This window comes from Sphingomonas sp. Leaf230 (assembly GCF_001421745.1).
Classification (GTDB): domain Bacteria; phylum Pseudomonadota; class Alphaproteobacteria; order Sphingomonadales; family Sphingomonadaceae; genus Sphingomonas.
Genome location: NZ_LMKW01000014.1, coordinates 19,344 through 45,473, shown reverse-complemented (window position 1 = coordinate 45,473; position 26,130 = coordinate 19,344). Strand labels below are relative to the sequence as shown.

Below are 26,130 nucleotides of genomic sequence, written 5' to 3'. Positions count from 1 at the left end.
GATCGAGGTCTTGTAGAAAGGTGGCACCCTCCCCTAACCCGGCGCGATGCCCGACCTTCCCGCGACCGAGACCGAAGCCGCCGCCGAGCTGGAGACGCTCGCCGCGCAGATCGCGTATCATAACGCGCGCTATCACACCGACGACGCGCCCGAGATCAGCGATGCCGAGTATGATGCGCTGGTGCGGCGCAATGCCGTGATCGAAGCAGCGTTTCCGGCTACGGTACGGAGCGATTCGCCGAGCCGGACGGTGGGTGCGGCGCCTGCTGGGCACCTTGCGAAGGTCGCGCATGCCAAGGCGATGATGAGCCTCGACAACGCGTTTGCGGACGAGGAAGTCGAGGAGTTCGTCGCGCGCGTGCGCCGGTTCCTGAAACTGGCGGACGACGCGCCCGTGGCGCTGACCGCGGAGCCGAAGATCGACGGGCTGTCGTGTTCGCTGCGGTATGAGGAGGGGCGGCTCGTGCAGGCACTCACGCGTGGCGACGGGCAGGTCGGCGAGGACGTGACGGCGAACGTCCGCACCATCGGCGACATCCCCCAACAGTTGAAGGGTAAAGCGCCCGCGATCTTCGAGGTTCGCGGAGAGGTGTATATGGCGAAGGACGACTTCGCCGCCTTGAACGCGCGCCTGCTCGCCGAAGCGGAGGAGACCGGCAAGGACGCGCGGCAGTTCGCCAATCCGCGCAACGCCGCCGCCGGGTCGCTGCGCCAGAAGGACGCGAGCGTCACCGCAAGCCGCACGCTCCGGTTCCTCACGCATGGCTGGGGCGAGGCGAGCGTCGTACCGGGCGAAACGCAGGCCGAAGTCGTCGACACGTTGCGCGGCTGGGGCTTCCCGATCGCCGACGGGTTCGCGCGGGTCGAGGGAACGGCCGCGGCGCTCGACGTATATCGAAAGATCGAAGCCGAGCGCGCCGACCTGCCGTTCGACATCGACGGCGTGGTCTACAAGGTCGACCGGCTCGACTGGCAGGCGCGACTCGGCCAGGTCGCGAAGGCACCACGCTGGGCAATCGCGCACAAATTCCCCGCCGAGCGTGCGCAGACACTGCTGGAACGGATCGACATCCAAGTCGGGCGGACCGGCGCGATGACCCCGGTCGCGCGGCTCTCGCCAGTGACCGTCGGTGGCGTGGTCGTGACCAACGCGACGCTGCACAATGCCGACGAGATCGAGCGCCTCGGCGTGCGGCCGGGCGACCGTGTCCTCGTCCAGCGCGCCGGCGACGTGATCCCGCAGATCGTCGAGAACCTGACGCCGGACGCCGAGCGCGGGGCGTATGTCTTTCCGCACACCTGCCCCGAATGCGGATCGGCCGCCGAGCGCGAGGAGGGCGAGGTCGTCTATCGCTGCACCGGCGGGCTGATCTGCCCGGCGCAGCGAGTCGAGCGGCTGATCCACTTCGCCTCGCGCCACGCATTCGACATCGGCGGCCTCGGCCAGACGCTGATCGAGGCATTCTTCCGCGACGGCCTGATCGAATCGCCCGCCGACATCTTCCGCCTGACCGAGGAGCAGCTCGCCGCCCGGAAGAAGGACGGGCGCGTCTGGGCGGCGAAGGTGATCGCGGCGATCGAGACCAAGCGGACGATCCCGCTCGACCGCTTCCTGTTCTCGCTCGGCATCCGCCACGTCGGCGAGATTACCGCGCGGGACCTCGCCCGACGCTATGTGTCCGCGCGCGCGCTTGGGTCCGTGTTGCGGCATGCGGTGTTCCTGCGCGGCCAGATCGAACCAGTCATCGGCGAACCCGAGCGCAAGTTCGTGCTCCGTCGCGACAAGCTGCTGGTCGGTGCGATCGAGACGGCCGGGATCGGCCCCGAGGTCGCCAGCGCGCTCGTCGGCTTCTGCGCCGAGCCGCACAACCGCCGAGTCGTGTTCGACCTGTTGCGTGAAGTGAAGCCCGCGGACGTCGTCCACGAAACCCGCGAGTCGCCCGTGACGGGCCAGATCCTGGTCTTCACCGGCAGCCTCGAAACGCTGAGCCGCGACGAGGCCAAGGCGCAGGCCGAAGCACTCGGCGCCCGCGTGGCCGCGTCGGTGTCGAGCAAGACCGGCCTCGTCATTGCCGGCCCCGGCGCAGGATCGAAGCTAAAGAAAGCCACCGACCTCGGCATCCGTGTGATCACCGAAGCCGAATGGGCCGAGATCGTCGCCGCCAGCTGAGGCGCGGACCACACTCCCCACAATGGTTCCGGCTACCCCGAAAGGGTTCGATTGCGTGGCTTTTTTGCAACGCACCATGACCGAGTGTGTCTGTGACACTTCCCGACTCGCCAATGTCACAGAACCGAAATATCCGGCGTGCAGGGGCGCGGCAGGCCGAACGAAAAGTCGCGGATCTCGAGCAGAAGCTCAAAGGGGAACTTCAATGCGTAACAACCTATTCCTGGGTGCGGCAGCGATTGCGCTGATCGCCCCGATGACTGCGTCCGCGCAGGAAACCACCTCCTCGATCCGCGGCACTGTAACCGCGAATGGCGCGCCGGTTAACGGCGCGACTGTCGAGATCACCAGCCCCTCGACCGGTTCGCGCTCGACCGCGACCACCGACACATCGGGCACGTTCAACGTCAACGGCCTCCGTCCCGGCGGCCCCTACACCGTTGCCGTCGCAGCAGCCGGCTATGGCAGCAAGCAGGTCACCGACGTCAACATCACCGTCGCGCAGGCGTTCGATCTGCCGATCGATCTGGCCACCGACGCTGCTGGTGGCGCCGACGAGATCGTCGTGACCGCCGCCAGCCTGCCCAACGCACGCTCTATCTCGCAGGGGCCGACGACCGTCCTCAACGCGCGCCAGATCGCCAACATCGCTTCGGTCAATCGCGACATCCGCGATCTCGAGCGTCGCGATCCGTTCGCCCGCCTCGACGACAGCCCCTCGGGCGGCCGTTCGGTGTCGTTCGCCGGCCAGAACGCGCGCTATAACCGCTTCACCGTCGACGGCGTGTCAGTCAGCGACAATTTCGGCCTGAACAGCGATGGCCTGCCCAGCCGCCGTTCGCCGATCCCGCTCGACGCGATCGGCCAGTTCCAGGCACAGGTCGCACCATATGACGTGCGCCAGGGCAACTTCCAGGGCGGCGCGATCAACATCGTGCTGAAGTCGGGCACCAACGACTTCCACGGCACCGGCTTCTACTCGCAGTCGCGCGACGAGTTCGTCGGCAAGCGCACCAAGGACCTGCGCGTCAGCGTTCCCAACTTCAAGACCGAGAACTACGGCGCCGAGCTGTCGGGCCCGATCATCAAGGACAAGCTGTTCTTCATGGTCGCCGGCGAGCGCCTTCGCGGTGGTCGTCCGATCGCCGAGGGTCCGACCGACAACAACGCCGGCACCAGCATCCTGGGCATCAGCCAGGCGCAGGTCGACCAGATCAGCGCGATCGCGAAGTCAGTCTACAATTACGACACCGGCGGCGTGCTGCGTAACCTCGGCGACAAGGACGACCGCGTCGTCGCCAAGATCGACGCGAACATCACCGACAAGCAGCGTCTGTCGTTAACCTACACCTACGCCAACGACGCCATCAACCTGCTGCAGAACACCTTCCCGACGGCACCGACCGGTCTGGGCCTGGCGTCGAACGCCTATATCCAGGGCAACCGCCTGCACACCGGCGTCGCGCAGCTGAACTCGGAATGGTCGGACAGCTTCTCGACCGAAGTCCGCGGCTTCTACAAGAACTACACGCGTATCCAGGATCCGTTGCTCGGCCGTGGTTTCGCGCAGTTCCGTGTTTGCACCAACCCGACGAGCACGGCCGCGACAGCGGGGCTGACTGTCTCGCCGACCGCCTGCGAGAACAACGCCGGCACCGTGTCGTTCGGTCCTGACAGCTCGCGCCAGACCAACGAACTGCGCACCGAGACATGGGGCGGCCTGGTCCAGGCGCGCCTGACCATGAACGACCATGACGTTCGCGTTTTCACGGAGGTATCGAGCGTATCGATCTTCAACTCGTTCCTGCAGAACAGCGCGGGCAGCTATTATTTCGACTCGATCGCGGACCTTCAGAACCGTAATGCAGGCTCGTTTGCGTACGGCAACGCGATCGTGGGCAATAACGGTCTGGCCGCACTCGATCCCAATGCCGCCGCAGCACAGTTCGGCTACCAAAGCTACACGTTCGGCGTGATGGACTCGTGGAAGGTTACGCCGACGCTGAACGTCAGCTTCGGCGCACGCTACGACCTGTATGCGATGGACGACAATCCGCCTCTTAGCGCCGCGTTCGCAGCGCGCTATGCCAATGGCGCGATCGTCAACGGCCAGCGCATCAACATCAACAACAACAGCGCGAACATCTCCGGTTTCAACCTGTTCCAGCCGCGCGCCGGCTTCGACTGGAAGCCATCGCAGCGTATCAGCATCCGCGGTGGCGGCGGCGTCTTCGGCGGCGGCACCCCCGACGTCTATGTGTCGAACAGCTTCTCGAACACCGGCGTGCTGACCAACTCGTTCAACGTCAGCCGCACGGCGACCGGGTTCAACGGCTTCCCGGCCGGCACCCCGGCTGCCACGCAGGCAGCCACCGCCTCGGCCCTTCTGACCGGCGTTACCGGTACGTCGGTTCCAGCCGCGGCTAACACGTTCCTGACGGGTGGTTCGGTTCCGGCCAACTCGACGGTCAATGCACTCGACCCGAACTTCAAGATCCCGTCGCAGTGGCGCGCCACGCTGACGGGCGAGTATAGTGCAAACCTCGGCCCGCTTGGCGACAACTGGGTGTTCGGTGCCGATCTGCTGTACTCGAAGGTTCGCAACCAGGTGTATTTCACCGACATCCGTTCGGTGCCGATCGCCGGTTCGCTCACCCCAGACGGCCGCCAGCGCTACCAGAACCTGATCGATGGCGGTGCGACGAGCACCAACACCAACACCGACATCCTGCTGACCAACACGAACAAGGGCCGCGCCTACATCGCGGTCGCGCGTCTCGACAAGGCATGGGATTCGGGGCTGAGCATCAATGGCAGCTTCACGTACCAGGACGTCAAGGACGCAGCGCCGGCCACGTCGTCGACCGCGGGTTCGAACTATTCGAACGGTGCGTTCGTCGATCCCAACAACGTTGCCTATGGCATCTCGAACGACCAGGTTAAGTACTTCTTCAAGTACGGCGTGAACTACGACCACGCCTTCTTCGGGGACTACAAGACCACGTTCGCGCTGTTCGGCGAATCGCGGATCGGTCATCCGTTCAGTTACACGTTCCAGGATTTCGGCAACAACGGCAGCGGCCGCGCGTCGGTATTCGGTACCACGGGCGTCAGCTCGAACTCGACCACAGGCGGCAACCGTTACCTGATGTACGTGCCGACACTGGACGATGCGAAGGTTTCGTACAGCAGCGCCGCAGTCCGCGATGCGGTCAACGCGTTCATCGACTCGTCGGGTCTCGGCAAGTATCGTGGCAAGACTGCGCCGCGCAACGGCTTCAACTCGAAGTGGTTCACGCGTCTCGACCTTCATGTCGCGCAGGAAATTCCGACCTTCGTCGGCGGCTCGCGCGTCACGCTGTTCGCGGACATCGAGAACTTCACGAACTTCCTCAACAAGAACTGGGGCCAGCAGCGCGAGTACGTCTTCCCGTACAACACGCCGGTTGTCCGCGTGCAGTGCTTGCAGACCGCGGTGCCGACCGGTATCGCGCCAGGTGCGGCCAATCCTGCCGGTGGCACCTATGGCGCCGTGGCGACCAATGCCGGACAGGCTTGCGCACAGTATCGCTACTCGCCAGTCGGCGGCAGCGCGAACTTCACGCCGCAGCCTGACCAGGTGTACGTGAACCAGTCGCTCTACTCGATCCGTATCGGTGCGCGCTTCACGTTCTAAAGCGCGTCCGACCTGATCGGTCGAATTGGCCGCCGCTTCCTTCGGGATGCGGCGGCCTTTTTCGCTTTGCGGCCTAGCGCCCGACCAGACCGTTCGGCTTTTGCGTGTGCCTTGCGCGGCGTGTAAGACGGTGGGCCAATGGCTAATTCTTCCGTCCCGCCCCCCGGCTCTTCCGCCTTGAACTCCACCCGGCGCCTGCCCTTCACCGCGCGACCGTTCTTCGAGAACAAGGCGCGGGCGTTCTGGATCCTGCAGGCGGTCGGGTGGAGCGGATACCTGCTGCTGCGCGGGGTGGTGTCGATCTCGAACGGGCTGTCGCTCGACGGGGTGATCCCGGTGATCGTCGAGGCCATCGTCGGATATTGCATCACGCTGCTGCTCTCGACGATGTACGGCCAGTATCGCCGGATGAACCGGCTGGTCGGCATCTTCCTGACGATCGCGACGCTGGCGGCGGCGACGTTCCTGTATGCGGTGCTCGACGCGTTCACCTTCTCGTTCATCGCGACCGCGACGCCGGGGGTGACGCTCACGCGGCTGCTGGGATCGGTGTATGTCACCTTCACGGTGCTGTTCGGGTGGTCGGCGCTGTATTTCGGGATCAACTTCTACCTGATCGTCGAGCAGCAGATCGACCAGATGGAGCATCTCGAGAACCAGGCGTCGTCGGCGCAGCTGGCGATGCTGCGCTATCAGCTCAACCCGCACTTCCTGTTCAACACGCTGAACTCGATCTCGACGCTGGTGCTGCTCAAGCAGACCGAGCGGGCGAATGCTATGCTCAGCCGGCTGTCGTCGTTCCTGCGCTATACACTGGCGAACGAGCCGACCGCGCACGTCACCGTCGCGCAGGAGGTCGACCAGCTGAAGCTGTATCTGGAGATCGAGAAGATGCGCTTCGAGGATCGGATGCGGCCGAAGTTCGACATCGATCCGCGTGCCGAACGCGCCCGGCTGCCGTCGCTGCTGCTGCAACCTTTGGTCGAAAACGCGATCAAATATGCCGTCACCCCGCAGGAGGAAGGCGCCGAAATCTGCGTCGAAGTGCGGCTCGCCGGGGAACGCGTGCAGATCGCCGTATCCGATACCGGTCCGGGCTTGATCGAGGGCCGGATCGGTTCAAGCCAATCCACAGGCGTGGGGCTCGCTAATATTAGAGACAGGTTGGCTCAGGCATATGGGCCCGACCACCGTTTCGAAACCCGCTCCACGCCCGCTGGCGGCTTCTCGGTCGAGATCGAGATTCCGTATCAGCTTGAAGACGTGAACAGAGAGGCCGCATGACCATCCGTACCATTCTCGTCGACGACGAGCCGCTGGCGATCCAGGGGCTGGAACTCCGACTCCAGGCCCATGAAGACGTCGAGATCATCGAAAAATGCTCGAACGGCCGCGAGGCCATCCGCGCGATCAAGACGCACAAGCCCGACTTGGTCTTTCTCGATATACAGATGCCGGGCTTCGACGGGTTCTCCGTCGTGCAGGGGCTGATGGAGGTCGAGCCGCCGCTGTTCGTGTTCGTCACCGCGTATTCGGACCATGCGTTGCGTGCGTTCGAGGCTCAAGCGGTCGATTACCTGATGAAGCCGGTCGAGGAATCGCGGCTGGCCGATACGATCGAGCGGGTTCGGCAGCGTTTGAGCGAGAAGCGCGGCGTCGAGGAGGTCGATCGGTTGCGCGAAGTGTTGGCCGACGTGGCGCCGGATGCGGCCGCGGACATGCCGGATGGGGACGCCGTGTCGGCGAACCGGTTCGAGAAGCTCATCAACATCAAGGATCGCGGGCAGATTTTCCGCGTCGATGTCGATACGATCGAGCGGATCGATGCGGCGGGCGATTACATGTGCATTTATACCGGCGATAATACGCTGATCTTGCGCGAGACTATGAAGGATCTGGAGAAGCGGTTGGATCCGCGGCGGTTCCAGCGGGTGCATCGGTCGACGATCGTGAATCTGGATCTGGTGAAGCAGGTTAAGCCGCATACTAACGGGGAATGTTTCCTGGTGTTGAATTCGGGGGCGAGCGTGAAGGTTTCGCGGTCGTATCGTGATGTGGTGGCGCGGTTCGTTCACTGAGGCGAGGCTGGGGGCGTGACCTTGCCCTTCACGTCCAGTCATCCTGCCCCCCCGTCATCCTGACGAAAGTCAGGATCCAGAGCCATTGAGGGCATCGCCCGTTACTCTGGATCCTGACTTTCGTCAGGATGACGGACGCCGGGGGTGTGGTCGGGGCGAGCTTTCGGGAGCGCGCCGTTCCACGTCCGTCCTTGCCGATCGAGGTCCCGACTTTCGTCGGGATGACGGGGATGCGCTCTCTTAGCGAGCGCACCTCATTAACCAGTCCCTAAACCCCGCGGCCTAGAGCGGGGGGATGAAGACGTCGGGTTACGGCCTTTATCCGCATGTGCTGATCAGCCTGCCCGCTCTGGTGATGGCGACGTCGTGCGTGCCGGCGGATCGGCCGGCGGCGATTGCTCGGGTCCAGCCGGAGCGTAATTCACGAGCATTGCTGAGTCGGATGGCGTTGCATGTGCCGGACGACATATCGGCGAAGATCGCGACGGCAGCGCCGGATGCATCGTTTGCCGCTGCGGCGCCGTTCGTGGCTCCGCCGTTTTTGACTTCGAACTCCGTTGATGATGCTAGCCGCGCCGCCGACTGCCTGACGGCGGCGGTGTATTACGAGGCGCGGTCGCAGTCGGAGGATGGTCAGCGGGCGGTGGCGCAGGTGGTGTTGAACCGGGTGCGCGACCGGGCTTTTCCGAACAGCGTGTGCGGGGTCGTGTACCAGGGGGCCGAGCGGCGGACCGGGTGCCAGTTCAGCTTTACCTGCGATGGCTCGATGAACCGTGCACGGGAGCCGGGGGCTTGGGACCGCGCGCGGGCGGTTGCGACGGCGGCGCTTGGGGGCAGTGTTTATGTGCCAGTCGGGGCGGCGACGTCGTTTCATACGACCAGCATCCTGCCTTGGTGGGCGTCGAGCTTGGCGCGGATCACGACGGTTGGGGCGCATGTGTTTTATCGCTGGCAGGGGGCGTTGGAGCGGGCGCTGACGTTTCGTCAGGCTTATGCTGGAGTCGAGCCTGGGGTTCGTGGCGGCGGCTTTTCCGATGGTGGTGTGACGGCGGTCGCGGCGCAGCTTGCTGGCGTTTCGGTGCATTATGGCAATCGGGACGACGTTGCGGACTCGAGTACGGAGCCGGCCGATGCGCTGCACGGGGTGACGGTGCACCGGGGGGTGTCGCGTTCTGGCTCGACGATAGCGGGTGCGGCGATCGTGCCTACGCGGCTGGTTTCTGGGGTGCGGGTTCATGTTGGCGGGCGAGCGGCTGCGATGATCGGCAGTGGTACCGGAGACGACGCGGTCGTGTCGGACGAAACCTAACCACCCCAACGGCACCACCCCGGCGAAGGCCGGGGTCCAATTGGGAAACGTTGCTAACGGCGGATGACGCTCCGATACGACGACCTTTCCAATTGGGCCCCGGCCTTCGCCGGGGTGGGAGTAATGCGGGATAGTTTTGGTGGCGTGAATCGCCTCTTCTTGTTCCCCCGCGGAGGCGGGGGCCCAGGGTCTCGGGCGGTGGCGTTTGTGATCCTGGGCCCCCGCCTTCGCGGGGGAACAGCTTGTTTCAATGGATCGCTCACCGCTCGATCGCCGCCCCGAACCCCTCCCCTCGCAAAACCATGCTGCATCTGCTAACGGCACGCGCATGCTGAACCTGAACAATATCACGGTGCGCCTGGGCGGACGCGTTATCCTCGATGGCGCCACCGCCGCGTTGCCGCCGGGCTCGCGCGTCGGGCTGATCGGGCGCAACGGCGCGGGCAAGTCGACGATGGTGCGCGTGATTGCAGGGCAGTTGGAGCCCGACGACGGTTCCGCCGACATGCCGAAGGGCGCGCGCATCGGCTACCTCGCGCAGGAAGCGCCGCACGGCGTGAAGACCCCGTTCGAGACCGTGCTCGAAGCCGATCTGGAGCGTGCTGCGCTGATGATCGAGAGCGAGACGAGCGAGGATCCCGACCGGCTCGGCGACGTGTACGAGCGGCTGATCGCGATCGACGCCTATACCGCGCCCGCGCGCGCCGCGCAGATCCTGCTCGGGCTCGGCTTCGACGAGGACATGCAGGCGCGCACGCTCGACAGTTTCTCGGGCGGCTGGAAGATGCGCGTGGCGCTCGCCGCGCTGCTGTTCTCGCAGCCGGACCTGCTGCTGCTCGACGAGCCTTCGAACCATCTCGATCTCGAGGCGGTGATGTGGCTGGAGGACTTCCTCAAGGGCTACAAGGCGACGATCGTGGTGGTCAGCCACGAGCGCGATTTCCTCAACAACGTGGTCGATCACATCCTGCATCTGCAGGGCGGCAAGATCACGCTGTATCCGGGCGGCTATGACGCGTTCGAGCGCCAGCGTGCCGAGCGCCTCGCGCAGATCGAGGCGGCGCGCGCCAACCAGGCGGTGCAGCGCGAGAAGCTGCAGGAATATATCGCTAAGAACTCCGCGCGTGCCTCGACCGCGAAGCAGGCGCAGTCGCGGCAGAAGATGCTGTCGAAGATGCAGCCGATCGCCGAGAGCTACAACGATCCGACGCTGTCGTTCGGCTTCCCCAACCCGACCGAATTGCGCCCGCCTTTGATCACGCTCGATATGGCGACCGTGGGCTATGCCGACGTGCCGATCCTGAAGCGGCTCAACATGCGGCTCGATCCCGACGACCGGGTCGCGCTGCTCGGGCGCAACGGCAACGGCAAGACCACGCTCGCGCGGCTGCTGGCGGCGCAGTTGACGCCGATGGACGGCGAGATGTCGTCGTCGGGCAAGATGAAGGTCGGGTATTTTACGCAGTATCAGGTCGAGGAACTCGATCCGACCGATTCGCCGATCGAGCATATGTCGCATCTGATGAAGGGCGCGACGCCGGCTGCCGTCCGCGCGCAGTTGGGGCGGTTCGGGTTCTCGGGCGACAAGGCGACGACCCGGGTCGGCAAGCTGTCGGGTGGCGAGCGGGCGCGTCTGGCGCTGGCGCTGATCACGCGCGATGCGCCGCATCTGCTGATCCTCGATGAGCCTACCAACCATTTGGACGTCGATGCGCGCGAGGCTCTGGTGCAGGCGCTCAACGCTTATACCGGCGCCGTGGTGCTGGTCAGCCATGACCGGCATATGCTCGAGCTGACCGCCGATCGCCTGGTGCTGGTCGACGACGGCACCGCGAAGGAATTCGACGGCAGCCTCGACGATTACATCGCGTTCGTCCTGAAGGGCGATGGCGGCAAGGGCGATGCGGCGTCGAAGGCGGACAAGAAGGCCGGCAAGAAGGCTGCGGCCGAGGCGAAGAGCAACGATGCGGCGCTTCGGAAGGCTCTGCGCGAGATCGAGGAGCAGACCGCGAAGTTCACCAAGGAGCGCAATGCCCTGGACCGCGCGATGGTCGATCCGGCAAACGCGGAGCCTCGGTTCTCGCGGATGTCGATGGGGGATTTGAGCAAGCGTCGCGCCGAGGTGCATGCGAAGCTCGAGGCTAGCGAGGCGAAGTGGATCGAGGCTAGCGAGGCGCTGGAGGGCGTGGAGGCCTAGGCTTCTCCTTACGCCCCCCCCTGGAAGGGAGGGGTTGGGGTGGGTCGGCCTGTTGGCGGGCTCGGGTGGATCCCAAGCAGCCTACCCACCCCCGGCCCCTCCCTTTCAGGGAGGGGGGAAGATTGGCTTAGCCCTCGTCGGTGTCCGCGCCTGCTGCCGGACGCTCGAACCAGGCCTCGACCGGGCCGACCAGCTTCAGCGTCAGTGCGTTGCCGTTGCGGTCGACCTTCTTGCCGAGCGCGACTCGGATCCAGCCTTCCGAGATGCAATATTCCTCGACGTCGTGGCGCACCTTGTCCTTGAAGCGGATGCCGATGCCGCGTTCGAGCAGGTCCTGTTGGAAGAACGGGCTGCGCTGGTTGATCGACAGGCGATCGGGGGGCGTGTCGCCGGTTGCGGCCGGGGTGGCGGCGGCTTCGGTCTCGGGGGTGTTTGGCGTGTCGGTCATGGTCGCGCGTCTAGCGGCAAGCACCGGGGACGCGCCAGAAAAAAGGCACCGGACGCAAAAGAGGCGCCGGGATTGCTCCCGACGCCTCCGTGCGACCTCATGATCGGATCAGCTGCAGACCTGCACCGATACCCGGTCGCCGTAATAGGGGTCGACGCGCCACTCGTTCCAGCACCGCGGGCGGTAATCCTCACGGTAGTAGGTCCGCACCGGCGGGTTGTAATAGGCCACTGGCGGCTGCGCGTAATAGCCGCCGTTGTAATACCCGCGGTCATAGTACCGATTGCGGTTGTTGCTGCTGGCAATCGCCGCACCGACACCCAGGCCGAGGATGCCGCCAAGCACTGCTGCGCCAGCCGCATTGCCGCCGCCACGATGGCCGTGCCAGCCGCCGCCGTAGCCGCGCCCATAGCCGCCGCGTCCCCAACGCTGCGCGTCGGCCGGTGCTGCTGCCGTCAGAGCCGTTGCGGCGAGTGCGACGCCGAGGCCTGCTTTCTTGAAAAATCCGTTCATCTCTTCCGAACTCCGTTACTAGTTACGCCCGGTCCGCTTGGGACAAACGCATAAGTGTCCGACCGTGTTTCAGGCTTTAGGTGATTCGGCCTGAACTGTGTCGGAACGGGTTGTTAACCCACGGTATAGCTGGCGGAGGTGGTCCCGTGCGGGGACACGGCTGGCGCTGCGCTTGCTGGGCAATGTTTACGAATATCGGATAGGGTGCGGCGATGCGCAGGATGATGACGACGCGAGCGATCGCCTTTGCCGTGCTCGGCGGGAGTGCGGTGCTGATCGGTGGGCTGGCCTTGTCGGGGTCTCCGGTGAAGGTACGGGCGGTCGAGGCGCCTGCGCGGGTGACCAAGGCTCCCGTTGCTATGCCGGTTGCTAAGGTGGCGCCGAAGCCCGTTGCCGTCGCTGCGGAGGATCCGGCCGACGCATATGTCGTGAAGCGGGTGCTGAACGTTCCCGAGCCTTTGCGACATGGCGCGTATTATTGGGATACGGCGGGCGTGCCGGAGGGGCCGATCGTCATCACCGTCGACCTGGTTGCGCAGACCTTGTCGATCTTCCGCAGCGGGTACGAGATCGGGACGGCGGCCGTGATCTATGGGGCGGACGAGAAGCCGACGCCGCTCGGCGTGTTCAAGATCACGCAGAAGGACGCGCATCATGTTTCGAACCTGTACGGGGCGCCGATGCCGTACATGATGCGGCTGACCAATGATGGGGTTTCGATCCATGGTAGCGCGTTGATGGATGGGAAGTACGCTACGCATGGGTGCGTCGGGGTGCCGACTGCGTTTGCGAAGTTGATTTTCCAGCAGGTTAAGCTTGGCGATCGGGTGATCGTTACGAGTGGGGAGATGTTGGCGCGGGGCGGGCGGATCACTGCTGCTTGAGGGCGGGCGAGCGACTGGCAATTGCCGCGGATCGTCCCCTCCGTCATCCTGACGAAAGTCAGGATCCAGAGTAACGGCTGACGACCTTCGTGGCTCTGGATCCTGACTTTCGTCAGGATGACGGTAGCGAGTATGATCGCGACCGCGTCGACTGCTGCTTTGTGCAGCCCCTACCCCCCCACCACCAACGTCCGTCATCCCCGCGTAAGCGGGGATCCATATCCTCTGACGTCTGCAATTGACTCGCTAGGCTAGCCAGTATGGGTTCCCGCCTCCGCGGGAATGACGGCGTGTGGCTGAGTGATCGGATCGGGCCAAGCAAACGAAAAAGGCCGGAGGTTTCCCCCCGGCCCTTCTGCATTTCCTGCCCAGCGCGACACGGCAAAGCCGCGTCGTCGGACCTCGCCTGAGCGAGGCCGGCCGAGCTTGTAAGCTTGGCCGGCTTCGCCGTGCCAGGCTTACGCGCTCTGCTTAGCGCGGCTAGCGCGCTTGCGCTCGTTCGCATCCAGGAAGCGCTTGCGCAGGCGGATCGACTTTGGCGTGACTTCGACCATCTCGTCGTCGTCGATGTACGCGATCGCCTGCTCCAGCGTCGCGCGCTTCGGCGGGGACAGGCGGACCTGGTCGTCCTTGCCGCCCGACGCGCGGAAGTTGGTCAGCGCCTTGGTCTTCATCGGGTTGACCTCGAGGTCATCCGGCTTCGCGTTCTCGCCGACGATCATGCCCTCATAGAGCGCCTCGCCGTGGCCCACGAACAGGATGCCGCGCTCTTCGAGCGGACCCAGTGCGTAGTTGTTCGCCTCGCCCGAACCGTTCGAGATCAGCACGCCGTTCTTGCGGCCCTCGATCGCGCCCTTGTGCGGACCATACTTCTCGAACAGCCGGTTCATGATGCCCGTGCCGCGCGTGTCGGACAGGAATTCGCCATGATAGCCGATCATCCCGCGCGACGGCGCCGAGAAGGTGATGCGGGTCTTGCCGCCGGTCGACGGACGCATGTCGGTCAGCTCGGCCTTACGCGTGTTCATCTTCTCGACGACGGTGCCCGAATGCTCCTCGTCGACGTCGATGATGACGGTCTCGTACGGCTCGGTCTTCTTGCCGTTCTCGTCCTCGCCGAACAGCACGCGCGGACGCGAGATGCCCAGTTCGAAGCCTTCGCGGCGCATCGTCTCGATCAGCACGCCCAGCTGAAGCTCACCGCGGCCGGCGACTTCGAAGCTGTCCTTGTCGGCCGCCTCGGTCACCTTGACGGCAACGTTCGACTCGGCTTCGCGGAACAGGCGCTCGCGGATCATGCGCGACGTCACCTTGCTGCCCTCACGGCCCGCCATCGGCGAATCGTTCACGGCAAAACGCATCGACAGCGTGGGGGGATCGATCGGCTGCGCGTGCAGCGGCTCGGTCACCGTGATGTCGGCGATCGTGTCGGCAACCGTAGCGACCGAGAGACCTGCCAGCGAGATGATGTCGCCGGCCTTGGCTTCGTCGACGGGAACGCGCTCAAGACCACGGAACGACATGATCTTGGACGCACGACCGGTCTCGATGATCTTGCCATCGTTATCGAGCGCGTGGATCGCCTGGTTGGTCTTCACGGTACCCGAATTGACGCGACCCGTGAGGACGCGGCCGAGGAACGGATCGCGGTCGAGCAGCGTGACGAGGAAGGTGAACGGCACGCCGGCGACTTCCACGGCGGGCGGCGGCACGTGCTTCACGATCGTCTCGAACATCGGGATCAGCGTGCCTTCGCGCGCGTCCATGTCGGTCGAGGCATAGCCGTTGCGACCCGATGCGTAGAGCACGGGGAAGTCAAGCTGGTCGTCGTTCGCGTCGAGCGACACGAACAGATCGAACACTTCGTCGAGCACTTCCTGGATGCGCGCGTCGTTGCGATCGACCTTGTTGACGACGACGATCGGCTTCAGGCCGAGTGCCAGCGCCTTGCCGGTGACGAACTTGGTCTGCGGCATCGCGCCTTCCGACGAATCGACCAGCAGGACGACCCCGTCGACCATCGACAGGATGCGCTCGACTTCGCCGCCGAAATCGGCGTGGCCGGGCGTGTCGACGATGTTGATGCGGATGCTCTCGGACTCACCGGGAGGGGTCCAGTCGACCGAGGTCGGCTTGGCGAGAATGGTGATGCCACGCTCTTTTTCGAGGTCGTTCGAATCCATTGCGCGCTCTTCGACGCGCTGGTTGTCGCGGAAGGTGCCGGACTGGCGGAAGAGCTGGTCGACCAGCGTCGTCTTGCCGTGATCGACGTGCGCAATGATCGCCACGTTGCGGAGGCTCATGAATGTATTCTCTTGATCGAGGAACGGGGTTGGCGCGCGCCATAGCGTAATTGTTGCGCCGCGGGAAGACGCAGCGGCATTTCGTCGCCTTTAGAGGGAACCTCCGCGGCGCTTGTATGTTCCGGCGGCGAGAATAGCACGAGGATCGCGGACCGCCAGCATTGCCCTTAGCGCGGCGTGTTTGTCGGGTGCGGCGGCGTAGTAACGCTGCCAGATCCGCAGCCCCATCCAATAGCCGAGTTCGGGCGGCCAGCCGGCGGGCGGCGTGGAGTAGTTGCCGATCCAGCGCGCATACGCCTTGGCTTCGGGCGAGCCTTCCTCGGGGTCGTCCTTGTCGGTGAGCGTGCGGGTGAGCGCGATGTCGGCCTGCATCTGGCGCCAGAGTTCGGCCTCGCGCGGCGTGGCCCAGGCGGCGCGCGTGGCGTCGGGCTCCTCGCCGGTGACGAGTTGCGCGATGAAGTCCGCCGCGCCCTCGACGAGGATCGCGGTGAGCAGGGAATCGCGGGCGAGCGTCATGCCGGCGTCCTGCTGGAACGAATGCACCGTCTCGTGCGCGAAGAAATGGCGGAGCGTCTGGCGGAGTTTCTCGGGCGTGGGTGACATGCGGCAGAGGACTTCGAGGCCGAGTACCTGGGCGCCCGGCTTCGCGGTGCCGCCCGAAGTGTTCGCGCCGAAGACTATATAGACTTGCGGGAGCTTCACGTCGGGGAGCGCGCCGTGGAGGCCGAGATAGATCGCGCGGAGATCGGCGGTGGCGGCCTTGGCGGCGGGGAGGCAGGTCTTGATCGCCTGCGCGTAGCGGGTGGGGTTGGCGGCGATGGCGCGCGCGAGATTGTCCGCGTCGACGATCCGGCCGGGGGTGAAGACGCCGATCCCGAAACTGCCCTTGTCGAGATACTCGCGTTTCAGTTGCGCGGCGGTGGGCTTGCCCTTGGTTTTGGCGAAGAGGGTCGCGAAGCGGTCGGCGTCTTCGGTGTGGATCGTGGCGGTGAGCGGGTCGGCTGGCGGGGGACGATTCGTGGCGGCCGCGGGGAGGAGCGCGAGCGCGAGGATCAACGGACGGAGCATGGTATGCAGCGTATCGTGTGTTTGCGCTGCCGCCAGTCTCATTCGGCGGGAGATGCCCCATCAGCCCAACGCGTTCCCCCGCGAAGGCGGGGGTCCAGGGTCACGAGCAGTAACGTCCCTGGCTCCTGGGCCCCCGCGTTCACGAGGGAACAAGAAGAAGCGCTCCGCCCTCCATTCTCTCCACCCCGGCGAAGGCCGGGGCCCAATTGGAAAGGTGGCGATAATGGAGCGTCGCCATCCGTTAGCAGCGTCCCCCAATTGGGCCCCGGCCTTCGCCGGGGTGGGGCTTGAACTTAGGTGGCGATCATCGCCGAAGGGAATGGCTCAGAATCCCTCCAGCACGATCTTCCCCTTGGCCGTGTGGCTCTCGATCCGCTCATGCGCCTTCCGCAAATTCGCAGCGTCGATTCGCCCGAAATTCTCCGCCAGCGTCGTCCGGATCGTCCCCGCATCCACCAGCCGCGCGACCTCGTCGAGCAACACCCCCTGCTCGCCCATGTCCGCGGTCTGGAACAGCGAGCGCGTGTACATCAGCTCCCAGTGCACCGAGATCGACTTCTGCTTGAGCGGCACGATGTCGAGCGTCTTCGGATCGTCGATCAGCGCCAGCCGACCCTGCGGCGCCAGCAGCTCGCCGATCTCGGCGATGTGCTCGTCGGTATGCGTCGTCGAGAAGACGAACCCCGGCGCCCCCAGCCCGAGCGCCTCGATCTGCGCGGCGAGCGGCTTGCGGTGGTCGATCACGTGATGCGCGCCGAGCCCCTCGATCCAGCCGCGCGTCTCGTCGCGCGAGGCGGTGGCGATCACGGTCAGGTCGGTGAGCTGCCGCGCGAGCTGGATCGTGATCGAGCCGACCCCGCCTGCCCCGCCGATGATCAGGATCGCGTTCGCCGCGCCGGGGACGGGCTTGCGCACGTCGAGGCGGTCGAACAGCGTCTCCCACGCGGTGACCGAGGTCAGCGGCAGCGCCGCCGCCTGCGCCCAGTCGAGCGACGCCGGCTTGTGGCCGACGATGCGCTCGTCGACGAGGTGATATTCGGAATTGGTACCGGGCCGGTCGATCGCGCCTGCGTAGAACACCTCGTCGCCGACCGCGAACCCGGTCACGTCCGGACCGACTGCGACGACGATGCCCGATGCGTCCCAGCCCAGCACCTGAGGCTTGCCGTCCGGATCTTCGCGACGCTGGCGGATCTTGGTGTCGACCGGGTTGACCGAAACCGCCTTCACCTCGACCAGCAGGTCGCGGCCAACAGCCTCGGGCTTGGGGAGGTCGAGGTCGACGAGCGACTGCGGATCGTCGATCGGGAGCGACTTGGTATAGCCGATGGCGCGCATGCTGGAACTCCTGTGATGTCGCGACCAAGCTGTCCACGCGACCTGCCGGTTTCAAGGAGAGCTGTTGGCAAGCCTGAGTGTATTATCTATATACGCCACTTGAACGCGGGGCGGGTTGCAGCCACGATGCCCCACCGAACGGAGAGACAAGCATGGCGACGACCCCGAACACGCTGACGGAAGAGCCGGGCCTGGTGCTGACCCCGCCCGATCCGGTGCCCACGGTTGCGGCTGCGAAGGCGTCCGGCCTCGTCCCCGTCGATGCCGGCGTGAAGTCGCAGCTGGAGGAGCGCGTGTCGGGCTTCGTCACCGATCTCGTCGCGCAGGACGTCAATTCGCCCGAATTCGGCAAGCGCGTCGATGCGATCACCGCGATGGGCGCCAAGGAAATCCGCGACGCCGCCGGCCAGTCGAACCGCTTCCTCGATCGCCCGGTCAAGGCGATGGATCAGGAGACCGGCGTCGGCAAGGATCTCGCCGAGCTGCGCCGCGTCGTCGAGGATCTCGATCCCGGCAAGAAGGGCAACCTGACCGCGCCGCAGAAGCTGTTCGGGATCATCCCGTTCGGTGGCAAGATGCGCAATTATTTCGACGGCTATAAGTCGTCGCAGACTCACATCGCGCAGATCCTGAAGAGCCTCGGTTCGGGCAAGGACGAGCTGTTGATGGACAATGCCGCGATCGATACCGAGCGCGCGAACCTGTGGGCGGCGATGGGTCGGCTCGAGCAGATGATCCATCTGTCGAAGACGATGGACGCCAAGCTGGAGGACGTCGCCAACGATCTCGATCACAGCGACCCCGCCAAGGCGAAGGCGATCCGCGAGACCGCGTTGTTCTATACGCGCCAGCGCACGCAGGACCTGCTGACTCAGATGGCGGTGACCGTACAGGGCTATCTCGCGCTCGATCTGGTCAAGAAGAACAATGTCGAGCTGGTGAAGGGCGTCGATCGCGCGTCGACCACGACCGTGTCCGCGCTGCGCACCGCGGTGACGGTGGCGCAGGCGCTGACCAACCAGAAGCTCGTGCTGGAGCAGATCACCGCGCTAAACACGACGACCGCGAACATCATCGATTCGACCGGCAAGCTGCTCAAATCGCAGACCGCGCAGATTCACGAACAGGCCGCGTCGGCGACGATCCCGCTGGAGACGCTGCAACGCGCGTTCCAGAATATCTACGACACGATGGACGCGATCGACGTGTTCAAGCTGAAGGCGCTCGATTCGATGAAGGTCACCGTCGGCGCGCTGTCGAACGAGGTCGATAAATCCCGTGGCTATATCGCGCGGGCTGAAGGCGCGACGCAGGGGCAGTTGGGCGGACCTTCCGCCAGCCCGTTCAAGCTGGAGGCGATGTAACCCTCGTGAGCGAAGTCGACGACGCCATCGCCAGTGCCCGCGCCTCATGGTCGCGCATTTCCGACGACCGGACGGGCACCGTCATCGCACGCTCGCCATCGCGAGGGCGGACTAGGCAAACACAGGCGATCGGCAAGCGGCTGACCCGGATCGCGGTCGCGGACGTGTCGATCCTGATCGCGGCGATGGTGATCGGCTGGATCGTTCCGCTCGGGATCGGCGGCGCGATGCTCGTGATGGCGCTGCTGGTCGCGGCCACCGTCCTGTTCGCGGTCTGGCCGGCGGAACGCGCGCCCACGCCCGAGCGACTCGCGGCGGTCGACATCCGTGCCCTCCCCGCACAGACGGAACGCTGGCTCGAAGCGCAACGCCCCGCCCTCCCCGCGCCGGCGATAACCTTGGTCGACCGGATCGGTCTGCGCCTCGAAACGCTGACCCCGCAGCTCGCGACGCTCGACGCGAACACGCAGGAAGCGGTCGATGTGCGCAAACTGATCGGCGAGCAATTGCCGGCGTTCGTCAAGGATTACGAGAAGGTCCCGGCGTCGCTCCGCACGACGCCGCGCAACGGTCGCTCGCCCGACGCCGAGCTGGTCGACGGGCTGAAGCTGATCGAACAGGAGATCGGCGAGATGACCGCCCGCCTCGCGCAAAGCGACCTCGACAATTTGTCGACCCGCGGTCGCTTCCTGGAGATGAAGTACAAGGATTGAGCAGCTGAAACGCACCCGGCTTAGCGTCTGCCGCCGCAAGGCGCGCTTCGTCTCCGAAGCTGACGCGCTCGTGGTGGCGGGAGCCGGGCGCGTGCCGATCAGGGCGTATCGGTGCGACCGCTGCCTGCAATTTCACCTGACCAGCCGCACGAAGGGCAAGCGCGTGCTCGGGTAGCTGGCAATTCGCGGATCGAGCGGTGTTTCAATGATAAGCGCTCGTCTGGCTTGCAGCGACCTCGACAATCTCGCGACGCGCGCGTTTCGGAAATAAGATCGAATACAAGAAAGACGGGGTGCAGTAGCGCAAGCGCGTGCCATGAACTGCAATCAGACCCGATGAATTTAGACTTTGATCGTTGATCCGAATCATGCACGATGTCGCCGGATAGATCCGGAGGCTGGACCATGATCGGGTTGCTTTTCGTGCTGGCGATGCAGGCCGCTACACCCGACATCATCGTGTCGGGCAAACGTCTGGACGAAGCATACCAGGCCTGCGTCGAGCAAGGTTGCCCGCCGCTTCGCGATGCGCAGGTCTCGATCGCGTTTGCCGAACAGCAATTCCGCCAAGGCGCCTATCAGCGGGCTAGGCGGACACTCGCTGCCGCAGTCGCACGCAACAAGCAGAATGCCGCGATCGCGCCAAAGCCGGTCGCGGCGCTATATGAAGCCTATGCGACGGTGTCGCTGCACGACGGCGAAATGGATGTCTTCAAGAAAGCAGTAGGTGGCCAAGTTCGCACGCTGCGCGAAAATTTACCGCGCGACGATCCCGCGGTGACTGCCGCCGCGTTCGCCACCGGCGACATGTGGCTGGCACTGCGCGACGGACGCACTGCGGAGCGTTCCTATCGCGCGGTCGAACGGCAGGCGCTTGCCGACGGCAACGCGACGTTGGCGATGCTGGCGACATTGCGTCGCGCCGAACTGGCCAACGCGCGGAACGATCCCGCCGGGGCCGCCCGCCTTCTGGCCGAAGCCGAGGCGAGACCCGCCGCGACCGACCCCGCGCTTCGATCGGTGTCGCAGGTGGTCCGCTTGCGACTGGCAGCGCAACGTGCCGATGATGGTCAAGTCGACCGGTTGGTGCGGGAGATCGGCCACGACACGACGACCCGACCGGTGCTGATCTGGGGCCCTCCCTATGAACCGACGGCAGAGGCGGCGGCACGGGACGCAGCCGCCAAATTCGACCTCAGGAACCCGGTGCCGGCCAGCTCGTCCGATGTCGGCTCGATCCAGTGGGTCGATATCGGGTTCTGGATCAAGCCCGATGGCAAGACCGACGATGCCGAGATCCTGCGCGGATCGCGGTCGACGGGGTGGGCGGGGTATCTGGTCAAGCAGGTATCCGCGCGCCGCTATACGGGTACGGACGGAGCGGCGGGCGCGCGCGGCGTCTACAGGGTCGAGCGGTTCTCGCTGCGCGGCACGTATCAAACGCCTACCGGCAGTCTGATCAATAGACGTGGTGGCCCCGGCGAACTGGAGGTGCTCGACCTGACGCTGCCGGATACGAAGATAACGGCAAGTCGCTGACCGGCACTAGCCGTTGATCGCGCGGGCCCGGTCCGCCAGGCGCGCGACCGCGGCTGGGTGTATCCCCGGCGTCGAGACGAGCACCCCAAATGCCTGCGGGCGCGGCTTGTTGAAGATCAGCGGCGCACCGAGTGCATCGGTCACCACCGCCCCCGCTTCGCTTGCGACAAGGATAGCCGCGGCGATGTCCCATTCGTTGCCCCAGCGGAGGGTGGCGACGAGGTCGGCTTCGTCGGCGGCGACCATCGCTATGCGTAGGGCGATCGAGTTGGGTTTGTGGACCATGACGAGGTCTCGGTCGGCTTTGGGGAGGGCGTCGACGGGGGTTCGGCTACCGGGGAAGTCGGTTCGGTTGCCGGCTTTCAGCGGGATGCCGTTGCGGGTGGCGCCCTGCCCCGCCACTGCATGCCAGCGTTCGTCGCGGGAGGGGGCTTCGAGGATGCCGATCACCGGCTTGCCGCGGTCGACCAAGGCGACCGAGACGCACCAGCCGGGACGTGCGCGGATATAGTCGCGCGTTCCGTCGATCGGGTCGACCACCCAAAGCAGGTCGTGCGCGAGGCGGTCGGCGTTGTCGGCGGTTTCCTCGGACAACCAGCCGGCTTCGGGGAGCAGGGTCGACAGCCTCGCCTTGAGCATGCGGTCGATCGCGATGTCGAGCTCGCAGACCGGGCTGCCGGGGGTCTTTTCCCAGCGTTGAAAGTCGGTGTCGAAGCGGTCGAGCGCCATCGCGCCGGCCTCTGCGGCGATACTCGCTACCGCGTCCGCCATAGCGCGCAGCCATGCCGGCGAGCGCTCGGGCCCGCGCCGCCGGTCAGCCACTCGCCACCGTCATCCCCTCCACGCGGAGGGTCGGCACATTGACGCCGTAGCGGAATTCGAGGTCGTTGGCGGGGGTCATGGCGAGAAACATGTCCTTGACGTTGCCCGCGATCGTGAATTCGGCGACCGGCGTGGTGATCTGGCCGTTCTCGATTCTGAAGCCCGCCGCGCCACGGCTGTAATCGCCGGTCACGCCGTTCGCGCCGCCGCCCATCAGTTCGGTGACATAGACGCCCGACTCTATGTCGGCGATCAACGTTTCGAGCGGTACGTGGCCCGGTTCCATGAACACGTTGCTGGTCGATACGCCGGGCCCGCCGCCGACACCGCGCGCGGCATGACCGGTGGGTTCGAGGCCGAGCTGGCGCGCCGAAGCTGAATCGAGCAACCAGCGTTCGAGCATGCCGTCCACGATGATGTCGCTCGGCGAGACGGGCAGGCCTTCGCCGTCGAATGGGCGCGAGCGCAGGCCGTGCGGGCGGTGCGGATCGTCGCGGATGGTGATGCCGTGCGCGAACACCTGGCTGCCGAGCGAGTCGAGCAGGAAGCTCGTTTTTCGCGTGATCGCCTGGCCGGAGATCGCGCCGAGCATGTGGCCAACCAGTGACCCGCCGACGCGGCGATCGTAGACGATCGTGGTGGGCCCGCTGACGAGACGGCCGGGGTTGAGGCGCGCGACGGCTTGTTCGCCGGCGCGGCGGCCGATCGCTTCGGGCGATTCGAGATGCGCGCGGAGGCGGGCGCTGCTGTGCGCGTAATCGCGCTGCATGCCGCCGCCTTCGCCTGCGAGCACGCTGGCCGACACGCCGTAGCCGGTCGCGGCATAGGCGCCGGCGAACCCGTGGCTGGTGGCCAAGGCCCAGACGCTGCGCGAGGCGCTGGCGCCGCCGCCTTCGCTGTTCGAGACGCCGGGGACGGCGCGGGCGGCGTCTTCGGCTTCGAGGGCTGCGTCGCGGAGTTGCTCGGGGCTGGCTTCGCCGCCGTCGTCGAGGCCGAGCATCGGGGTGACGCCGTGGAGGAGGCGGTCGGCGGGGGCGAGACCTGCCCAAGGGTCCTCGGGGGCTTCGCGCGCCATCGCGACCGCGCGGTCGACCAGCGCATCCATCGCGGCGGTCGACAGGTCGGAGGTGGAGACGCTGGCGGAACGCTGGCCGACGAACACGCGCAGGCCAAGATCCTCGCTTTCGGACCGGCCGATATCCTCGAGCTTGCCGAGGCGGATCGACACGTCGAGCGCGGCATCGGCGGCGAAGACCGCGTCGGCGGCGTCGGCGCCCGCCGCCCTCGCGCGCTGGACGATGTCGTGGGCGCGGTCGCGGGCTTGGTCTGGGGTCAGCATATCAGCGAGTTAGGGATGCAGGCTCGTGCCGACAACCACGCAGGCGAGGAACATCAGCAGTCCGGCAAAACGGTTCGCGCGGAACCGGGCGAGTGCGGCGGTACCCGCGCCCTCGTGCGTGTTCGGTTTGAGGGTACCGACCTGCCACGCGAGGTGGAGCGCGACGGGGACGAGCGCGGCGATCGCCAGCGGGTCGGGGCGGACTTGCCAGAACGCTGCGCCCCATAAAGCGAGGGCGGTGACGTAGAAGATCCCGACGCCGGCCTTTACGTGGGTGCCCATGCGGAGCGCGGAGGAGCGGATGCCGATCATCGCGTCGTCCTCGCGGTCCTGCAGCGCGTAGATCGTGTCGTAGCCGATCACCCATGCGATCGAGCCGGCGTAGAGCAGCCACATCGGTCTATCGAGCGCCCCCGCGATATCGCTCCAGCCGACCAGCAGTGCCCAGGAGAAGACGATGCCGAGCCATGCCTGCGGCCACCAGGTGATGCGCTTCATGAACGGGTAGGCGGCGACGGGGGCGAGGCTGGCGAGCGCGACGATCGCGGCGAAGAAGGTGAGTTGCAGGAGGATCGCAAAGCCGATCAGGCACAGCGCGACGAGCCAGACCCAGGCGAGCTTGATCGAGACGAGTCCGCTGGGGATCGGCCGGGCGCGGGTGCGCGCGACCTGCGCGTCGAGGTCGCGGTCGACGATGTCGTTGAACACGCAGCCGGCGCCGCGCATCGCGATGCTGCCGAGGAGGAGCCAGAGGATCAGGTCCCATCGCTGGACCGCGCCACCGGCGAGCGCGACGCCCCAGGCGCCTGGCCAGAACAGCAGCCACCAGCCGATCGGGCGGTCGAATCGCGCTAGCAGCGCGAGGCCGCGGAGGGTTGGCGGGAGGCGGCCGACCAACCCTCGGTGTTCGCTGTCGGGGACGATTTCAGCGTGGCTCGGCTTGGTCTGCATGATGGGGGCGTAGGAAGACGGGGTTTGGCGCGCAAGCCTTTGCCGGGTACCGGTGGGGCGTGACGCGTTGTGAGCCCCCTGTATGATCGGCCTTTCGGTCGCGGTCGGCCGCTTCGTCGAGGCGTTGTTCTGGGGGATCTTTCGCGTTGCCGGGGCCGTTGCGGGGGTGTTGATCCTTGGGGTTGTGATTCTGGTTGTGGCTTGGGTGATCGCGCGAAAAATGTGGGCGCGGCGGAAACGCTGAACTGAGTTTTTGTGTGGGCCGGAAGGGCTAATCTTCTCCCCTCCCTGGAAGGGAGGGGTCGGGGGTGGGTCGGCTGCTTGGCGGACGTGCCGGCAATTCCGAGCCAACCCACCCCCAGCCCCTCCCTTCCAGGGAGGGGGGCGAGAAGTGCCATCCTCCCCGGCACGGGGAGGGGGACCGTTCGCCATCGGCGAAGGGTGGAGGGGGATCGCCGCGAGCGTATTGCTGGCGGAATGCGCAACACGCGCCGCAACCCTGGTGGAAGACGCTGAACGCTAGCGTGACGCCTGTGGAAGCCCCCCTCCACCAGCTTCGCTGGTCCCCCTCCCCGTGCCGGGGAGGATTTGCTAGGACGCCCCCATGCCTGCAACCCCAGCCTGGCCGCCGCAGTCCACGCCGCGCCTCTTCATCGATACGCCGCTCGCGGCCGGTCCGCTCCAGGTCGATGGGCCGGCGGCGCATTACCTCGTCGGCGTGATGCGGATGAAGATCGGCGATCCCGTGAAGCTGTTCGACGATCGGACCGGAGAGTGGCTCGGGGTGGCGTCGAGCGTCGGCAAGCGCGATCTGGTGCTCGACGTGACCGAGTTGCTGCGGCCGCGCGAGGATGTGCCCGATCTGTGGCTGTGCGCCGCGCCGCTCAAGAAGGGTCGGGTCGACTGGATGGCGGAGAAGGCGTGCGAGCTTGGCGTTGCGCGGCTGGTCCCGGTCGTCACCCGGCGGACGATCGTCGACAAGCCCAATACCGAGCGCTTGCGTACGCAGATGATCGAGGCAGCCGAACAATGCGGGCGCACCGCGCTGCCCGAGGTCGCCGAACCGGTGAAGCTCGCCGCATTGCTCCGCGACTGGCCGGAGGATCGCGCGCTGTTCTTTGCCGACGAGACCGGCGGCGTGCCAGCGCTGGAGGCGATGCGGTCGCGGCCCGGTCCGGCGGCGATCCTAATCGGGCCCGAGGGCGGCTTCGATGCCGATGAACGCGAGGCGATTCGCGCGCATCCGAACGCGGTCGGCATCGGGCTGGGGCCGCGGATTCTTCGTGCCGAAACCGCGGCGGGGGCGGCCGTTGCCTTGTGGATGGCGGCGGCGGGAGATTGGCGCGGCGAATGATCGATACGACATTGCTACCGATTGGTCCGGATACCCTCTAGCACCCTCGTTCATCGACGCGTAA

General features: G+C 65.9%; 20 protein-coding genes. 12 read left to right on the top strand and 8 right to left on the bottom strand.

All coding sequences use genetic code 11. The features are described from left to right. Window positions 1-46: 46 nt before the first annotated feature. The 6 genes from ligA to ASE82_RS18085 all read left to right on the top strand — a co-directional run bounded on the left by ligA (window position 47) and on the right by ASE82_RS18085 (window position 11,430). Window positions 47-2,170: an NAD-dependent DNA ligase LigA gene (gene ligA / locus ASE82_RS18110; protein ID WP_056066712.1), complete on the top strand. Its 2,124-nt coding sequence runs from the start codon at window positions 47-49 to the stop codon at window positions 2,168-2,170. Between the two features lie 205 nt (window positions 2,171-2,375). Then, window positions 2,376-5,846, top strand: coding sequence for a TonB-dependent receptor (locus tag ASE82_RS18105; RefSeq protein ID WP_056066709.1), 3,471 nt, complete (start codon window positions 2,376-2,378; stop codon window positions 5,844-5,846). Window positions 5,847-5,984: 138 nt separating this feature from the next. Continuing rightward, on the top strand, window positions 5,985-7,130 hold the full coding sequence (locus ASE82_RS18100) for a sensor histidine kinase (protein ID WP_082441718.1): 1,146 nt from the start codon (window positions 5,985-5,987) through the stop codon (window positions 7,128-7,130). Then, a complete protein-coding gene (locus ASE82_RS18095; protein ID WP_031393111.1) occupies window positions 7,127-7,924 on the top strand; it encodes a LytR/AlgR family response regulator transcription factor in 798 nt (265 codons plus the stop codon). The genes ASE82_RS18100 and ASE82_RS18095 overlap by 4 nt, the downstream gene beginning before the upstream one ends. Before the next feature lie 295 nt (window positions 7,925-8,219). After that, a complete protein-coding gene (locus tag ASE82_RS18090) occupies window positions 8,220-9,233 on the top strand; it encodes a cell wall hydrolase (protein WP_056066706.1) in 1,014 nt (337 codons plus the stop codon). 328 nt (window positions 9,234-9,561) lie between these two features. Next, the gene (locus ASE82_RS18085) at window positions 9,562-11,430 is read left to right on the top strand and encodes an ABC-F family ATP-binding cassette domain-containing protein (RefSeq protein WP_056066702.1); all 1,869 of its coding nucleotides are present in this window, start codon (window positions 9,562-9,564) and stop codon (window positions 11,428-11,430) included. 127 nt (window positions 11,431-11,557) lie between these two features. Here the strand turns inward: ASE82_RS18085 and ASE82_RS18080 are convergent, their stop codons facing one another. Together ASE82_RS18080 and ASE82_RS18075 are read right to left on the bottom strand one after the other, a co-directional pair. Then, on the bottom strand, window positions 11,558-11,878 hold the full coding sequence (locus ASE82_RS18080) for a DUF3297 family protein (RefSeq protein WP_056066699.1): 321 nt from the start codon (window positions 11,876-11,878) through the stop codon (window positions 11,558-11,560). Window positions 11,879-11,986: 108 nt separating this feature from the next. Next, entirely contained in the window at window positions 11,987-12,391 is a 405-nt protein-coding gene (locus ASE82_RS18075) for a hypothetical protein (RefSeq protein ID WP_056066696.1), read from the bottom strand. 212 nt (window positions 12,392-12,603) lie between these two features. Here ASE82_RS18075 and ASE82_RS18070 point away from each other — a divergent pair, with 212 nt between their 5' ends. Next, window positions 12,604-13,275: a L,D-transpeptidase family protein gene (locus ASE82_RS18070; RefSeq protein WP_056066693.1), complete on the top strand. Its 672-nt coding sequence runs from the start codon at window positions 12,604-12,606 to the stop codon at window positions 13,273-13,275. Window positions 13,276-13,733: 458 nt separating this feature from the next. On the opposite strand, the gene typA is transcribed toward ASE82_RS18070, so the two are convergent. The 3 genes from typA to ASE82_RS18055 form a co-directional block, all read right to left on the bottom strand. Continuing rightward, complete coding sequence (gene typA / locus ASE82_RS18065) at window positions 13,734-15,578, bottom strand: translational GTPase TypA (protein WP_056051990.1); 1,845 nt, start codon at window positions 15,576-15,578, stop codon at window positions 13,734-13,736. A 90-nt stretch (window positions 15,579-15,668) separates the two neighbouring features. Further along, window positions 15,669-16,646 carry a DUF2268 domain-containing putative Zn-dependent protease gene (locus ASE82_RS18060; RefSeq protein WP_235524793.1) on the bottom strand — a complete coding sequence of 326 codons (978 nt, stop codon included), beginning with the start codon at window positions 16,644-16,646 and terminating at the stop codon, window positions 15,669-15,671. A 324-nt stretch (window positions 16,647-16,970) separates the two neighbouring features. Next, window positions 16,971-17,984 (bottom strand): zinc-binding alcohol dehydrogenase family protein, encoded by a 1,014-nt coding sequence (locus tag ASE82_RS18055; protein ID WP_056066687.1) that lies wholly within the window; start codon window positions 17,982-17,984, stop codon window positions 16,971-16,973. Between the two features lie 152 nt (window positions 17,985-18,136). Between ASE82_RS18055 and ASE82_RS18050 the strand changes: the two genes are divergently transcribed. From ASE82_RS18050 to ASE82_RS18040, 3 genes are all read left to right on the top strand, one after another. Beyond that, entirely contained in the window at window positions 18,137-19,348 is a 1,212-nt protein-coding gene (locus tag ASE82_RS18050; RefSeq protein WP_056066683.1) for a toxic anion resistance protein, read from the top strand. A 5-nt stretch (window positions 19,349-19,353) separates the two neighbouring features. Further along, window positions 19,354-20,061, top strand: a complete 708-nt coding sequence (locus ASE82_RS18045; protein ID WP_235524792.1) for a hypothetical protein — start codon at window positions 19,354-19,356, stop codon at window positions 20,059-20,061. Between the two features lie 405 nt (window positions 20,062-20,466). Further along, window positions 20,467-21,600, top strand: a complete 1,134-nt coding sequence (locus tag ASE82_RS18040) for a hypothetical protein (RefSeq protein WP_056066679.1) — start codon at window positions 20,467-20,469, stop codon at window positions 21,598-21,600. Window positions 21,601-21,606: 6 nt separating this feature from the next. On the opposite strand, the gene ASE82_RS18035 is transcribed toward ASE82_RS18040, so the two are convergent. From ASE82_RS18035 to ubiA, 3 genes are read right to left on the bottom strand one after another with little or no spacing between them, the layout of a single operon-like run. Continuing rightward, complete coding sequence (locus ASE82_RS18035) at window positions 21,607-22,371, bottom strand: 3'(2'),5'-bisphosphate nucleotidase CysQ (protein WP_056066675.1); 765 nt, start codon at window positions 22,369-22,371, stop codon at window positions 21,607-21,609. Between the two features lie 43 nt (window positions 22,372-22,414). After that, window positions 22,415-23,761 carry a TldD/PmbA family protein gene (locus ASE82_RS18030; protein ID WP_056066672.1) on the bottom strand — a complete coding sequence of 449 codons (1,347 nt, stop codon included), beginning with the start codon at window positions 23,759-23,761 and terminating at the stop codon, window positions 22,415-22,417. A gap of 9 nt (window positions 23,762-23,770) precedes the next feature. Then, window positions 23,771-24,712 carry a 4-hydroxybenzoate octaprenyltransferase gene (ubiA, locus tag ASE82_RS18025; RefSeq protein ID WP_056066670.1) on the bottom strand — a complete coding sequence of 314 codons (942 nt, stop codon included), beginning with the start codon at window positions 24,710-24,712 and terminating at the stop codon, window positions 23,771-23,773. Between the two features lie 82 nt (window positions 24,713-24,794). Between ubiA and ASE82_RS19905 the strand changes: the two genes are divergently transcribed. Both ASE82_RS19905 and ASE82_RS18020 read left to right on the top strand, forming a co-directional pair. Continuing rightward, a complete protein-coding gene (locus ASE82_RS19905; protein ID WP_200910752.1) occupies window positions 24,795-24,956 on the top strand; it encodes a hypothetical protein in 162 nt (53 codons plus the stop codon). Between the two features lie 360 nt (window positions 24,957-25,316). Further along, window positions 25,317-26,066 (top strand): 16S rRNA (uracil(1498)-N(3))-methyltransferase, encoded by a 750-nt coding sequence (locus ASE82_RS18020; RefSeq protein WP_056066667.1) that lies wholly within the window; start codon window positions 25,317-25,319, stop codon window positions 26,064-26,066. Window positions 26,067-26,130 lie beyond the last annotated feature (64 nt).